This is a genomic window from Burkholderia cepacia ATCC 25416 (assembly GCF_001411495.1).
Taxonomy (GTDB): Bacteria; Pseudomonadota; Gammaproteobacteria; order Burkholderiales; family Burkholderiaceae; genus Burkholderia; species Burkholderia cepacia.
Genome location: NZ_CP012981.1, coordinates 2558415 through 2571386, shown reverse-complemented (window position 1 = coordinate 2571386; position 12972 = coordinate 2558415). Strand labels below are relative to the sequence as shown.

Here is a 12972-nt window from a genome sequence, read left to right as displayed (position 1 = left end):
CAGAAAGTGCTTGCACACGTTCGGGTAACTCCTTATAATTCATTTCTTCGACGGACGCGGGGTGGAGCAGTCTGGCAGCTCGTCGGGCTCATAACCCGAAGGTCGTAGGTTCAAATCCTACCCCCGCAACCAACGCCCCGATTCATGCAAAAAGCCCGGCTCAGTGCCGGGCTTTTTGTTTTTCCGTCGCATTTCCCTCCCCTCTTCGCGCATCGGCACCTTCCGCTTCGCGCGACACGCGGCCGGCATGCGCAGGCGTTCAAGAATGCCGCGACCCGGTGATACACTCGCATCACCTCGTCCCTTCCACTCGACATGAAATTCTGCTCCGTCTGCGGTCACGAAGTCATCGCGCGCATTCCTCCGGGCGACAACCGCGAGCGCTTCGTCTGCGATCACTGCGGCACGATCCACTACCAGAATCCGCGCAACGTCGTCGGAACGGTCCCGGTCTGGGGCGATCAGATCCTGCTGTGCCGCCGCGCGATCGAACCGCGCTACGGGTTCTGGACGCTGCCCGCGGGCTTCATGGAAATGGGCGAGACAACGGCCGAAGCCGCCGCGCGCGAAACGCTCGAGGAAGCCGGTGCGCGCGTCGAGGTGCAGAACCTGTTCACGCTGCTCAACGTGCCGCACGTGCACCAGGTCCACCTGTTCTACCTCGCGCGGCTCACCGATCCGGGATTCGAAGCCGGCGAGGAAAGCCTCGAAGTGAAGCTGTTCGACGAAGCCGACATCCCGTGGGACGAAATCGCGTTCCCGACCGTCAGCCAGACCCTGCGATTCTTCTTCGCCGATCGCGCCGCCGGCGACTACGGGGTGCACACCGGCGATATCTTCCGCTCGCTGCGCAACGGCTGAGCCCTCGCCCCATGGTCCCCTGGCTCGGCCCGGACGATCCGTTTCCGTCCATCGAACGCGCGCTCGGCCCCGCGACCGGCGCGCCGGGGCTGCTCGCCGCGAGCGCCGACCTGCTGCCGTCGCGCCTCATCGACGCATACCTGCGCGGCATCTTCCCGTGGTATTCGGACGGCCAGCCCGTGCTGTGGTGGAGCCCCGACCCGCGCATGATCCTCGTGCCGGCCGAGTTCAAGGTGTCGCCTTCGCTGCGCAAGACGCTGAAGCGCGTGCTGCGCGAGCCCGAATGGGAAGTGCGCGTCGACCACGACTTTCCGGGCGTGATGCGCGCCTGCGCGCAGGCGCCGCGCCGCGGCCAGCGCGGCACATGGATCACGGCCGAGATCATCGATGCATACACGTCGCTCTACCGGTCAGGCAACGCGCACAGCATCGAGACCTGGCACGACGGGCGACGCGTCGGCGGCCTGTACGGTGTGTCGTTCGGGCGGATGTTTTTCGGCGAGTCGATGTATGCGGACGCGACCGACGCATCGAAAATCGCGCTGGCCACGCTCGTCGCGCACCTTCGCGAGCAGGGGCTGGAAATGATAGACTGCCAGCAGAATACGTCGCATCTAGCGTCGCTCGGCGGCCGCGAGATCGCACGCAAGGCCTTTGTCGCTCACGTGCGCAGCGCGGTAGCCGAACCGCCGATTCCGTGGCAGTTCGACAAGCGCGTGCTCGCCGCGCTGACGGGCCGCGCCGAAACGGTGCCCCCCTCCGGGATCGAGCGCTAGCGCGGCACTCCCTCCCTGCAACGAGAGCTGCCCATGACTCATCCGACTGAGCTGCCGCTTTCACCGCTTTCGGCGCTGCAATTCTATGCAACGGCGCCCTATCCGTGCAGCTATCTGGACGGCCGCGTCGCGCGCTCGCAAGTCGCGACGCCGAGCCACCTGATCAATTCCGACATCTATACCGAGCTCGTGAAGGCCGGCTTCCGGCGTTCGGGCGTCTTCACATACCGCCCGTACTGCGACGGCTGCCGTGCCTGCGTGCCGGTGCGCGTGCCCGTCGACGCGTTCGCGCCGTCGCGTACGCAGCGCCGGATGTGGAAGCGGCACCGCACGCTCGTCGCGACGGTTTCGCCGCTGCACTACGACGAAGAGCACTACGCGCTCTACATGCGCTACCAGTCCGCGCGCCACGCGGGCGGCGGCATGGATCGCGACAGCCGCGACCAGTACGAGCAATTCCTGCTGCAGAGCCGGATCAATTCGCGCCTCGTCGAATTCCGCGACCTCGACACACCGGGCGGCGAGCCCGGCAGGCTGCGCATGGTCAGCATGATCGACATCCTCGGCGACGGGCTGTCGTCCGTTTACACGTTCTTCGAGCCCGACGACCAGCACACGAGTTACGGCACCTACAACATCCTGTGGCAGATCGAACAGGCCAAGAGCCTCGGCCTGCCCTACGTGTATCTCGGATACTGGATCCGCGAGAGCCCGAAGATGGCCTACAAGGCGAACTTCCACCCGCTCGAAGGGCTGATCGACGGCCGCTGGAAGATACTCGATCCGGATCGGATCGACCTGCCGCCCGTCGACGCGGCACTGGCCCGCGCGCCATTGCCGGGCGGACATTCCGGCTCGGGCTGACGCGCGCTGCGGGGGCGAGGACGCGAAGCGCGCCCCTGCCGCTCAACTCCCGGTAAAATAGCGGGTTGTCATCCATTCCGGCTGTCCGCCCTATTCCCGTGTTCAGTTCCCTTTATCCGCTGGCCCGCGCATCCCTGTTCAAGATGGATGCGGAAGACGCTCACCACCTCACGCTGCGCGCGCTCGGCGCGGCCGGCCGCACGGGCCTTGCCTGCGCGCTGTCGGCCCGCGTGCCCGACGCGCCGCGCACCGTGATGGGGCTCACGTTCCGCAACCCGGTCGGCCTCGCGGCAGGCCTCGACAAGGACGGCGCGGCCATCGACGGCCTTGCGGCACTCGGCTTCGGCTTCATCGAGGTCGGTACGGTCACGCCGCGCCCGCAGCCAGGCAACCCGCGCCCGCGGATGTTCCGCCTGCCGCAGGCCGAGGCGCTGATCAACCGGATGGGCTTCAACAATCACGGTGTCGACCAGTTCGTGAAGAACGTCCAGGCCGCCCGCTATCGGGGCATCCTCGGCCTGAACATCGGCAAGAACGCCGATACGCCGATCGAGCGTGCCGCAGAGGATTACCTGTACTGCCTCGAGCGCGTGTACCCGTTCGCGAGCTACGTAACGATCAACATCTCGTCGCCGAACACGAAGAACCTGCGCCAGCTGCAGGGCGCGGGCGAGCTCGACGCGCTGCTCGCGGCGCTGAAGGACAAGCAGCAGCGCCTCGCCGACCTGCACGGCAAGCTCGTGCCGCTCGCGCTGAAGATCGCCCCCGATCTCGACGACGAACAGGTCAAGGAAATCGGCGACACGTTGCTGCGCCACAAGATCGAGGCGGTCATCGCCACCAACACGACGCTGTCGCGCGCGGCCGTCCAGGGCCTGCCGCATGCGGACGAAGCCGGCGGCCTGTCGGGCCGCCCCGTGTTCGACGCGTCGAACGAAGTGATCCGCAAGCTGCACGCCGAAGTCGGCAGCGAAGTGCCCATCATCGGCGTCGGCGGCATCTTCTCGGGCGAGGACGCCCGTGCGAAGCTCGCGGCCGGCGCAGCGCTCGTGCAGCTCTATACGGGCTTCATCTACCGCGGCCCCGCGCTCGTCGCGGAGTGCGTGAAGGCCGTCGCCAGCGAACGCGCCGCGTAATATAGGCATAAACAAACGATATTTAGAGGCCGATTGCATTTTTGCTATCATCGGCCCTCATTATCAGAATCAATGACCCGGACAGGGCAAGGAAACACACGATGAAGATTGCGCTGCTGAAGAAGCTGCTGGTTGCCGGCCTGATCGGCACGTCGCTCGCTGCCGCCACCGCGCATGCGGCCGACCTCCTCGACCAGGTGAAACAACGCGGCACGCTGCGGGTCGGCCTTGAAGGCACGTTCCCGCCGTTCAACTCGAAAAACCCGCAAGGCGAGCTCGTCGGCTTCGACGTCGACATCGCGAAAGCCGTGGCCGCGAAGCTCGGCGTGAAGGCGGAATTCGTGACGACCGAATGGAGCGGCATCATCGCGGGTCTGCAGGCCGGCAAGTTCGACGTGATCTCCAACCAGGTCGGCATCACCGACAAGCGCAAGGAAACGCTCGACTTCTCGCCGCCTTACACGTTTTCGTCCGCGCAGCTGATCCAGCGCAAGGACGACACGCGCGAGTTCAAGTCGCTGGATGACCTGAAGGGCAAGAAGCTCGGCGTCGCGCTCGGCACGAACTACATGGACATGGCGAAGTCGGTGCCCGGCATCGACGTGAAGACGTACCCGGGTGCGCCCGAGTACCTGCGCGATCTCGCGGCCGGCCGCCTCGACGCCGCGCTCAACGACCGCCTGATGCTCGCGTACCTGACGAAGAATTCGCAACTGCCGCTGCGCCCGGGCGCGAACGTCGGCTCGGCGAACCCGTCGGGCATCCCGTTCAAGAAGGGCAACCCGAAGTTCCAGAAGGCGATCGACGACGCGATGGCGCAACTTCAGGCCGACGGCACGTTCACGAAGATCTCGGACAAATGGTTCGGCATCGACGTGACGAAACCGATCAAGTAAGCACGCCTGCATTTCCCGCCTGACGGCGGGCCGGAAAGGGCGGCATCCGCGACGATGCCGCCCTTTGTTTTATTCGTCCGGTTTATGATTGCGCTTTCGCGCACGCATTCGATTCGTATTCCATGTCGACAACGTCCCTGCTCGTCCAATCGCTGCCGGTGCTCGCCCAGGGTGCCGTGCTGACCGTCAAGTTCGCCGTGCTGTCGATGGTGTTCGGCCTGCTTGGCGCCGTCGTGCTCGCGATGATGAGCATCCGGCAAAGCGAAGCGCTCGACGGCTTCGAACGCATCTGGGTCAACGCGCTCGCGTGGCTGGCACGCGCGTACGTGAGCCTGATGCGCGGCACGCCGCTGCTCGTGCAGATCTTCGTCATCTATTACGGGCTGCCGAGCCTCGGCATCTCGCTCGACCCGACGCCCGCCGGCGTCATCGCGCTGTCCGCGAACGTCGCGGCTTACATGTCGGAAAGCATGCGCGGCGCGATCAACGGGATCGCTCGCGGTCAATGGCTGGCTGCGTACAGCCTCGGGCTGTCGTGGGGGCAAACGCTGCGCTACGTGATCGGTCCGCAGGCGCTGCGCATCGCGGTGCCGAGCCTGTCGAACAGCCTGATCAGCCTGATCAAGGATACGTCGCTCGTGTCCGTGATCACCGTGACCGAACTGCTGCGCAGCGCGCAGGAAGTGATCGCGGCGACCTATCAGCCGCTGCCGCTTTATCTCGCCGCAGCGGCCGTGTACTGGATCCTGTGCCAGATCCTCGAATGGGTGCAGCGCTGGTACGAAAAACGCCTGTCGCTGCCGTCGCGGCACTGAGCACCGGCCGTTCGCCGGGCCGCCCGCGTGCGCCCGGCGCCTTCCTTCCCGCTTACTCGCCCGAATAGCGCACGCCGAGCGCCGCTCGCGCGGCGTCGGTCATCGCGATCATCTGCCGCGAATGATCGTGCGTCATGATCGGGCTTTCGGTCTTGCCCGTGCGCAGCAGGTCGCAGAAGTGTGCGGTCTCGTAGTTCAATCCGCCGCCTTCAGCCGGCGCGTCGAGTTCGACGGTGCGCCCGTCCGCATAGCTGATCGTCGCGCGCACCGGGTTCCACCACTTCTCGTGAATCGTCACGTGGCCGCCGGCTGCGGCGATCAGCGCGTCGCCACGCCCCATCACGTCGAGCCCGCAAAAAAGCTGTGCGATCCCGCCGTGCGCATGCACGCTGTTCAGGCTCGCGAACAGGTCGACACCCGTCGCGCCGACGCGGCCGAGCGTCTGTACGTCGAGCGCCGCACCGAGCCAGTCGACCGCGAGAAAGGCCTCGTAGATCCCGATATCGAGCAGCGCACCGCCCGCGCGATCGAGGCGATAGACGGAATGATCGCCGGGTACCGACGACGACGCGCACCCTGCCCGCACGAGCCGGATCTCGCCGATCGGATCGTCCTGCAGGTGCGCGCGCAACTGACGGTACAGCGGGAAGAACGGCGGCTTCATCGCCTCCATGAAAAGCTGCCCGGCGTCGCGTGCCGCCTGCAGCACGGTGTCGAGCTGCGCCGCGTTCAGCGTCGCGGGCTTTTCGCACAGCACGGCCTTGCCGGCGGCAAGCGCGGCAAGCGTGTACTGCGCGTGACTGTCATGGAGCGTCGCGATGTAGACCGCGTCGATATCGCTCGCGAGGAGTGCTTCGAGGCTTGCGGCAGGCGAACCGCCGTGCGCGCCGCAAAAGGCTGCCGCGGCGTCTGCGCGGCGGGCCCAGGCACCGGCGAGCGTGGCGCCCGGCACATGTGCGAGGCTTTGCGCGAAGCGGCGCGCAATGCTGCCTGCGCCGATGATGCCGAAGCGCACCGGGCGATGGTCGTTGTCGTTCATCCTGATCTTCCGTGTCGGTCGTATGACGGTGGCCGGCACGCTGCCGGCCGGACGTCATGATAAACGGCCCGGCGGCACACGGATGAGCGAAACGCGCCGCGTCAGGCGCGCATGGGCACGTCGACGGAGAAGTCGCGCGAGATCTCGTCGGCGCTGAAATCGATCAGCGCGAGCGAAGCGGCTTCGGCTTCGCGCGGATCGCGCCGCTCGATTGCGTCGACCACACGCGCGTGCGCCTTCACCACGACGTCGTGCGCGCCCTCCTTCTGCACGACACGCGGATTCACGAGGCGTACCGCGCCGCGTACGATCGCCGCCATCTGCTGGAAGAACTGGTTGCCGCTCGCCTGGACGATCCGCGTGTGCAGCAACTCGTCCGCCGTGTCGTAGCCGGAATCGCCCGGCTGCAGCACCTTGAATGCATCGAACGCTTCACGGATGCCGGCGATGTCCGCCGCCGTTGCGCGCACCGCCGCCTGCGCGGTCGCGCGCGGTTCGATCAGCATCCGGAATTCGATGACGTCGCGCATGAACTGCGGATCGGGTTTCGCCCGGAAGCGCCAGCTCACCACGTCTTCATCGATCATGCGCCAGTCGCGCATCGGCCGCACGCGCGTGCCGACTTTCGGACGCACGTCGAGCATGTCGCGCGCAAGCAACATCGACAACGCTTCCCGCATCACGGTGCGACTCACATCGAACTCTTTCGACAGCACGTCCTGCGGCGGCAAGATGCCGCCGTACTTGTCTTCGACGATACCCGAGACAAGCCCATCCATCACTTTGGCGACCAGTGACCGGTCTTTGCCCTGCTCCATGACACCTCCCCGTGCGTCGATTTGCGAACACCTGCTCCGCAGTTCCGCCGGCCCTGGTTACGACTGTTCTTATGATCTATAAGTTGATGAGTTCGAGGACATTTCGCTATCTGGTAAACACCTGACAGGGTTATCCCTCTTTTTGACGGGGTGATTTATACGGCTAAAAATAAGGCCCGGGAAGCGCATTGCGCCTACCGGGCCCCGAATTCCACAAGATTTAAACATTCAGTTCATTACGGTGCTTGGCACACCGTTACGGACTGCTTTCTATATCTTTCAATTAGCCGAATAAACGATCGTTTCAACGCCGTTTTCCGTGCCGAGCAAGCACAGATTCGCGCCGCGCTCGGCGAACAGGCCGACCGTCACGACGCCCGGCCATGCGTTCACCTGCGCTTCGAAGCCGCGCGGGTCGGCGATCTGCAGCCCCTTCACGTCGATGATCTCGTTACCGTTGTCGGTGATGTACGGCGCACCGTCCTTCGTCACGCGCAGCACGGGCACGCCGCCGAGTGCGGTCACGCGCCGGCCGATCGCCGTGCGCGCCATCGGCACGACTTCGATCGGCAGCGGGAACGCGCCGAGCACCGGCACGCGCTTGCTGGCGTCAGCGATGCAGACGAACGTGTCGGCCACCGATGCGACGATCTTCTCGCGCGTGAGCGCACCGCCGCCACCCTTGATCATCGCGCCGCCGGCGTCGATCTCGTCGGCGCCATCGACGTACACCTGCAGCGAGTCGACCTCGTTCAGGTCGAACACCTTGATGCCGTGCGATTTCAGGCGTTCGGTCGTGGCGACGGAGCTCGACACGGCGCCGCGATAGCGTGCCTTGACGACGGCGAGCGCGTCGATGAAGCAGTTGGCGGTCGAGCCGGTGCCGACGCCGATCACGGCGCCTTCCGGCACGTTCTGGATCACGTAATCGGCGGCGGCCTGGCCGACGAGGCGTTTGAGTTCGTCTTGAGTCATGGAGTGGTAAAGCTGCGGGATTGCGGAAAACCGCCAGTTTACCGGAGTCGGATGGCGGCCCGCGTTTTTCGGCGTGCGGTGCGGGTTCAGGGCTCACCTGCCGCGGGCGCATAGTCCGCGGGTTGCGTGCCGGCGAAGTACTTGTCGAGCAACGCCTGCGCGATCGCATCGGTTTCGGCGTCCGGATCACCTGCGTAGTCGGCCGGCCTGAAATGCATCTGAAACGCCGCGAACACGCGTCGCGTACGTGCGTCGAGCACGCCGTCGGTGGCCACGTCGTAGCCGTAGCGCGCGAGCTTGAGCTGCAGTTCGCGCACGTCGACCGGCGCATGCGGATCACGACCGGCGAGCCGCGCCGCCACGGTCGCGGCGTCCGGCCACGCACCGACGCCGGCCTGCGCCAACGCATGCCACGGGAACAGCGGCCCCGGATCGATCTTGCGTTGTGGCGCAATGTCGCTGTGCCCGACCACACGCGTCGGCGGAATCGCGTAGCGCGTGACGATGTCCTTCGACAGCCGGGTCAGTGCGGCGACCTGCTCGGGCGGATACGGCTGCCAGGTGCGGTTCTGCGGATCGAGCGGGCCGCGGTTCACGTTCTCGATGCCGATCGACACCGCGTTCAGCTCGGTCGTGCCCTGCCACTCGCTGACGCCCGCGTGCCATGCGCGCTCCGATTCCGGAACGAGCTGGTAGACGACGGGCAGCCCGCGCTCGATGCGCGGCTGCGGCGGGATCACGTAATGCACGCTGACCGAATCGCCCGTCAGCGTGCGCAGCGATTTCGCCTCGTCGCTTTCGGTGTAATGCATCACGAGAAAGCGGATCCGCGAATCGGCACCACGCGCGTGCAGGCTCGTGTCGGCATAGTAGGTGCCGCGTTCGACGAGCGTCGGCGACGTGCAGGCAGCCAGCAGGCACAGCACGGCGCAGGACGCGCCTATGCGAAACAAGGTCATCGGTCGCGTGCTCCGGAGGGCCGCGTGCCGCACCGGATCGCGGCACGCGTCGTTCGGGTCATTCGAGGCCCGCGCAAGCCGCGCGGGACGGGCTGCGTCAGCCCTTCACGCGCCGCTGGCGCACGGCTTCGTACAGGCACACGCCGCTTGCGACCGACACGTTCAGGCTTTCGACGCTGCCGGCCATCGGAATGCTCATCACTTCGTCGCAGGTGTCGCGCGTGAGCCGGCGCATGCCTTCGCCTTCCGCGCCCATCACGAGCGCGACGGGGCCGTCGAGCTTCGTTTCGTAGAGCGTTGCCGAGGCTTCGTCCGACGTGCCGATGACCCACACGCCGGCGTCCTTCAGCTCGCGCAGCGCACGGGCGAGGTTCGTCACCGTGATGTACGGCACCGTATCGGCCGCGCCGCTCGCCACCTTGGCGGCGGTCGCGTTCAGGCCGACCGCACGGTCGCGCGGCGCGATCACCGCGTGCGCACCGGCCGAATCGGCGACACGCAGGCATGCGCCGAGGTTGTGCGGATCGGTGACGCCGTCGAGCACCAGCAGCAGCGCGGGGCCCTGGATGCCGTCGAGCAGCTCGGACAGGTTCTGCGCGAGCGGGATGTCCTCGACACGCGCGACGACGCCCTGGTGGCGCTCGGTATGCGCGAGGCCCCACAGGCGCGTTTCGTCGGCCGCGATCAGCCGCACGCCCGCTTCCTTCGCGGCGTGCAGGAAGTCCTGCATGCGGCGGTCGCGGCGCGTCTGGTCGTACAGCACCTCCGCAACCGTCGATGCATCGTGCCGCAAACGTGCGGTCACCGCATGAAAACCGTAAAGAACCTTCAGACGTGACATGACTGGAACAACCTTCGATCAAACGTGCGGCCGCGCGACGCGCGCAGCCGCGATCCATGGAAAAGGAAAGCGCCGCGTTGCCGGCCGATGACCGGTGACGCGGCGTCTCTCGATACTGCAGGGCGTGCACATGGCGCCGCCCCGAACGCTCAATACTTCTTGCGGGCGCGGGTCTTCTTCGCGGTCGGCTTCGCCGCCGCACCGCCGCCGCCGTTGCCGGCACTACCGCCCTTCTTCTTCGCGGCGGCACGCGCGGCGCGCGCGTCGTTCACCGCGACGCTCGGCGCGCTCGCGGCCTTCTTGCGGCGCGGCGCGGGTTCTTCCGCCTGCGGCAGAGCACGGACACGCGGGCCGTTACGGTCGATACCGCCGCCAGCCGAAGCCGGCGCGGGCGACGGGCGCGGCGCCTTCACCGGCGTATCGCGCACGAGGCGGAAGTCGATCTTGCGCGCGTCGAGATCGACACGGCTCACCTGTACGCGCACGCGATCCGACAGACGATAGCGGATGCCCGTCCGTTCGCCGCGCAGCTCGTTCTTGATTTCGTCGTACTGGAAGTAGTCCGAGCCGAGTTCGGTGACGTGCACAAGCCCTTCGATGAAAAGCGTGTCGAGCTGCACGAAGATGCCGAACGACGTGACGCCGTTCACCATCCCGCCGTACTCCTCGCCGAGCTTGTCGCGCATGAAGTAGCACTTGAGCCAGGCCTCGACGTCGCGCGATGCTTCGTCCGCGCGGCGCTCGTTCGCCGAGCAGTGCAGGCCGAGTTCTTCCCAGATCGCCGTATTCGGGCGCGAGCGGCCGCGCGTTTCGTCGTCGGCCTGCTGCATCGCACGGGCGCGTGGCGACAGCGCGGTGTTCAGCTCGAAGCCGTCCGGCGCCTTCGGCACGTATTTCCTGCCGGACAGGATCGCGTAGATCGCGCGGTGCGTGAGCAGGTCCGGATAACGGCGGATCGGGCTCGTGAAGTGCGCGTACGCCTCGTAGGCCAGGCCGAAGTGACCGATGTTGTCCGGGCTGTAGACGGCCTGCTGCATCGAGCGCAACAGCATCGGCTGCAGCATCTGCGCATCGGGCCGGTCGCGGATCTGCGCCATCAGCGCCGCGTAGTCGCTCGCATGCGGCTTGTCGCCGCCGCCGAGCGACAGGCCCATGCCGCGCAGGAACGCACGCAGGTTCTCGAGCTTCTCCGGCGTCGGCCCCGCGTGCACGCGGTACAGGCCCGGATGCTTGTTGCGCTTCAGGAAATCGGCCGCGCAGACGTTTGCGGCCAGCATGCACTCCTCGATCAGCTTGTGCGCGTCGTTACGCTGGCGCGGCACGATCTGCTCGATCTTGCCCTGCGAGTTGCAGACGATGTAGGTCTCGGTCGTGTCGAAGTCGATCGCGCCACGCTTCTGCCGTGCGGCGAACAGCGACTTGTAGACGCCGTACAGATCCTGCAGGTGCGGCAGCAGGTCCGCGCGGCGCGCGGCCTCCGGCCCCTTCGTGTTCGACAGCACGGCCGCGACTTCGGTGTACGTGAGGCGCGCAGCCGAATGGATGACGGCCGGGTAGAACTGGTACGCCTTGATCTCGCCGCGCCCGGTGATCACCATGTCGCACGCGAGCACGCAACGGTCGACCTGCGGATTCAACGAGCACAGGCCGTTCGACAGCTTCTCCGGCAGCATCGGAATCACGCGGCGCGGAAAGTAGACCGACGTGCTGCGCTCGAGCGCGTCGGCATCGAGCGCGCTCCCAGGCTGAACGTAATGCGACACGTCGGCGATCGCGACGATCAGCCGGTAGCCGTCGCCGCGGCCGACCTTCACCGGCTCGCAGTAGACGGCATCGTCGAAGTCGCGTGCGTCCTCGCCGTCGATCGTCACGAGCGGCACGTCGCGCAGGTCGACGCGGAAACGCAGGTCGGTCGGCCGCACCTTGTCGGGCAGCGCGGCGGCTTCGTCGAGCGCCGGCTGGCTGAATTCGTGCGGCACGCCGTACTTGCGCACCGCGATTTCGATTTCCATGCCCGGATCGTCGATGTCGCCGAGCACCTCGACGACACGGCCGAGCGGCTGCGAATGGCGGCTCGGGAAATCGGTCAGCTCGACGACGACGACCTGCCCGACCTTCGCCTTCTTCACGTTCTGCGTGATCAGGATGTCGTGGCCGATGCGCTTGTCTTCCGGTGCGACGATCAGCGCGCCGTTCTCGTTGAGCAGGCGGCCGATCACGCGCTTGTTCGCGCGCTCGGTGACTTCGACAACGTGCCCTTCCGGGCGGCCGCGGCGATCGTAGCCGACGATCCGCGCGAGCACGCGATCGTTGTGCATCACCTTCTGCATTTCACCGTTCGGCAGGAACAGGTCGTCCTGGCCGTCGTCGCGGATCACGAACCCGTAGCCGTCGCGATGCCCTTGCACGCGCCCGGCGACGAAGTTCGACGGATGGGTCAACTGGTAATGGCCGCGCTTGTCGAGGCGGATCTGGCCGTCGCGCTCCATCGCGGCGACACGCCGGAAGAACCCCTCGCGCTCCTGACGCTTGATCGACAGTGCTTCGGCGATGTCGTTGGCAGCCAGCGGCGCGTCGCTCGTACGCAGCACGCCGAGAATTTCTTCACGGCTCGGAATGGGGTACGGATATTTGCTCAAGGGTTTGTCGATGATTGTTCTCGTTGCGTTGACTGATGGTGCACGGCATCAACATAGAGGTGTCCTTCAGACAGTTCTATATTGACGGCGGCGGGTCATTCTATCACCCGCCTGTGTCGCCAAATGACGGGGAATGCCGCCGACAGGCGCGGCGGAGCCCGGTTTGCGGTGCATCGCAAAAAAGTGTTGACACGATTAATTGGGGCGCTATAATTTCGCTTCTTTGCAGCAAGCAGCTACTGCAAAACGTGCCCAGGTGGCGGAATTGGTAGACGCACTAGGTTCAGGTCCTAGCGGTGGCAACATCGTGGAGGTTCGAGTCCTCTCCTGGGCACCATCTGTTTTTAAAAAGG

At 66.1% G+C, this 12972-nt stretch carries 12 protein-coding genes and 2 tRNA genes; 8 read left to right on the top strand and 6 right to left on the bottom strand.

The annotated features are described in order from the left end of the window. Positions 1–55 precede the first annotated feature (55 nt). From APZ15_RS11650 to APZ15_RS11620, 7 genes are all read left to right on the top strand, one after another. A tRNA-Met gene (locus tag APZ15_RS11650) sits at positions 56–132 on the top strand. Positions 133–315: 183 nt separating this feature from the next. Further along, complete coding sequence (locus tag APZ15_RS11645; protein WP_021161562.1) at positions 316–861, top strand: NUDIX hydrolase; 546 nt, start codon at positions 316–318, stop codon at positions 859–861. 11 nt (positions 862–872) lie between these two features. Beyond that, positions 873–1637 carry a leucyl/phenylalanyl-tRNA--protein transferase gene (gene aat / locus APZ15_RS11640; protein ID WP_027787635.1) on the top strand — a complete coding sequence of 255 codons (765 nt, stop codon included), beginning with the start codon at positions 873–875 and terminating at the stop codon, positions 1635–1637. Positions 1638–1670: 33 nt separating this feature from the next. Then, complete coding sequence (locus APZ15_RS11635) at positions 1671–2501, top strand: arginyltransferase (protein ID WP_021161560.1); 831 nt, start codon at positions 1671–1673, stop codon at positions 2499–2501. A 98-nt stretch (positions 2502–2599) separates the two neighbouring features. Continuing rightward, a complete protein-coding gene (locus APZ15_RS11630) occupies positions 2600–3637 on the top strand; it encodes a quinone-dependent dihydroorotate dehydrogenase (protein ID WP_027787636.1) in 1038 nt (345 codons plus the stop codon). A gap of 101 nt (positions 3638–3738) precedes the next feature. Further along, positions 3739–4533, top strand: a complete 795-nt coding sequence (locus tag APZ15_RS11625; protein ID WP_027787637.1) for a cystine ABC transporter substrate-binding protein — start codon at positions 3739–3741, stop codon at positions 4531–4533. Between the two features lie 122 nt (positions 4534–4655). Then, on the top strand, positions 4656–5348 hold the full coding sequence (locus APZ15_RS11620; protein ID WP_027787638.1) for an amino acid ABC transporter permease: 693 nt from the start codon (positions 4656–4658) through the stop codon (positions 5346–5348). A gap of 52 nt (positions 5349–5400) precedes the next feature. On the opposite strand, the gene APZ15_RS11615 is transcribed toward APZ15_RS11620, so the two are convergent. From APZ15_RS11615 to rnr, 6 genes are all read right to left on the bottom strand, one after another. Then, positions 5401–6387 (bottom strand): Gfo/Idh/MocA family protein, encoded by a 987-nt coding sequence (locus APZ15_RS11615; RefSeq protein ID WP_027787639.1) that lies wholly within the window; start codon positions 6385–6387, stop codon positions 5401–5403. A 101-nt stretch (positions 6388–6488) separates the two neighbouring features. After that, positions 6489–7205, bottom strand: coding sequence for a FadR/GntR family transcriptional regulator (locus APZ15_RS11610; RefSeq protein ID WP_027787640.1), 717 nt, complete (start codon positions 7203–7205; stop codon positions 6489–6491). Between the two features lie 279 nt (positions 7206–7484). After that, on the bottom strand, positions 7485–8180 hold the full coding sequence (gene rpiA / locus APZ15_RS11605; protein WP_027787641.1) for a ribose-5-phosphate isomerase RpiA: 696 nt from the start codon (positions 8178–8180) through the stop codon (positions 7485–7487). A gap of 86 nt (positions 8181–8266) precedes the next feature. Further along, positions 8267–9139, bottom strand: a complete 873-nt coding sequence (locus tag APZ15_RS11600) for an N-acetylmuramoyl-L-alanine amidase (protein ID WP_027787642.1) — start codon at positions 9137–9139, stop codon at positions 8267–8269. 97 nt (positions 9140–9236) lie between these two features. Next, positions 9237–9980 (bottom strand): 23S rRNA (guanosine(2251)-2'-O)-methyltransferase RlmB, encoded by a 744-nt coding sequence (gene rlmB / locus APZ15_RS11595; protein ID WP_021161555.1) that lies wholly within the window; start codon positions 9978–9980, stop codon positions 9237–9239. A 149-nt stretch (positions 9981–10129) separates the two neighbouring features. Then, positions 10130–12619: a ribonuclease R gene (rnr, locus tag APZ15_RS11590; protein WP_027787643.1), complete on the bottom strand. Its 2490-nt coding sequence runs from the start codon at positions 12617–12619 to the stop codon at positions 10130–10132. 250 nt (positions 12620–12869) lie between these two features. On the opposite strand from rnr, the gene APZ15_RS11585 reads away from it, so the two are divergent. Next, positions 12870–12956 (top strand) — tRNA-Leu (locus APZ15_RS11585). Positions 12957–12972 lie beyond the last annotated feature (16 nt).

Coding starts and splice junctions, on each gene's coding strand:
- APZ15_RS11645 (WP_021161562.1), top strand. CDS start 316: ATGAAATTCTGCTCCGTCTGCGGTCACGAAGTCATCGCGCGCATTCCT.
- APZ15_RS11620 (WP_027787638.1), top strand. CDS start 4,656: ATGTCGACAACGTCCCTGCTCGTCCAATCGCTGCCGGTGCTCGCCCAG.
- APZ15_RS11625 (WP_027787637.1), top strand. CDS start 3,739: ATGAAGATTGCGCTGCTGAAGAAGCTGCTGGTTGCCGGCCTGATCGGC.
- APZ15_RS11635 (WP_021161560.1), top strand. CDS start 1,671: ATGACTCATCCGACTGAGCTGCCGCTTTCACCGCTTTCGGCGCTGCAA.
- APZ15_RS11610 (WP_027787640.1), bottom strand. CDS start 7,205: ATGGAGCAGGGCAAAGACCGGTCACTGGTCGCCAAAGTGATGGATGGG.
- APZ15_RS11615 (WP_027787639.1), bottom strand. CDS start 6,387: ATGAACGACAACGACCATCGCCCGGTGCGCTTCGGCATCATCGGCGCA.
- rlmB (WP_021161555.1), bottom strand. CDS start 9,980: ATGTCACGTCTGAAGGTTCTTTACGGTTTTCATGCGGTGACCGCACGT.
- aat (WP_027787635.1), top strand. CDS start 873: ATGGTCCCCTGGCTCGGCCCGGACGATCCGTTTCCGTCCATCGAACGC.
- rpiA (WP_027787641.1), bottom strand. CDS start 8,180: ATGACTCAAGACGAACTCAAACGCCTCGTCGGCCAGGCCGCCGCCGAT.
- APZ15_RS11600 (WP_027787642.1), bottom strand. CDS start 9,139: ATGACCTTGTTTCGCATAGGCGCGTCCTGCGCCGTGCTGTGCCTGCTG.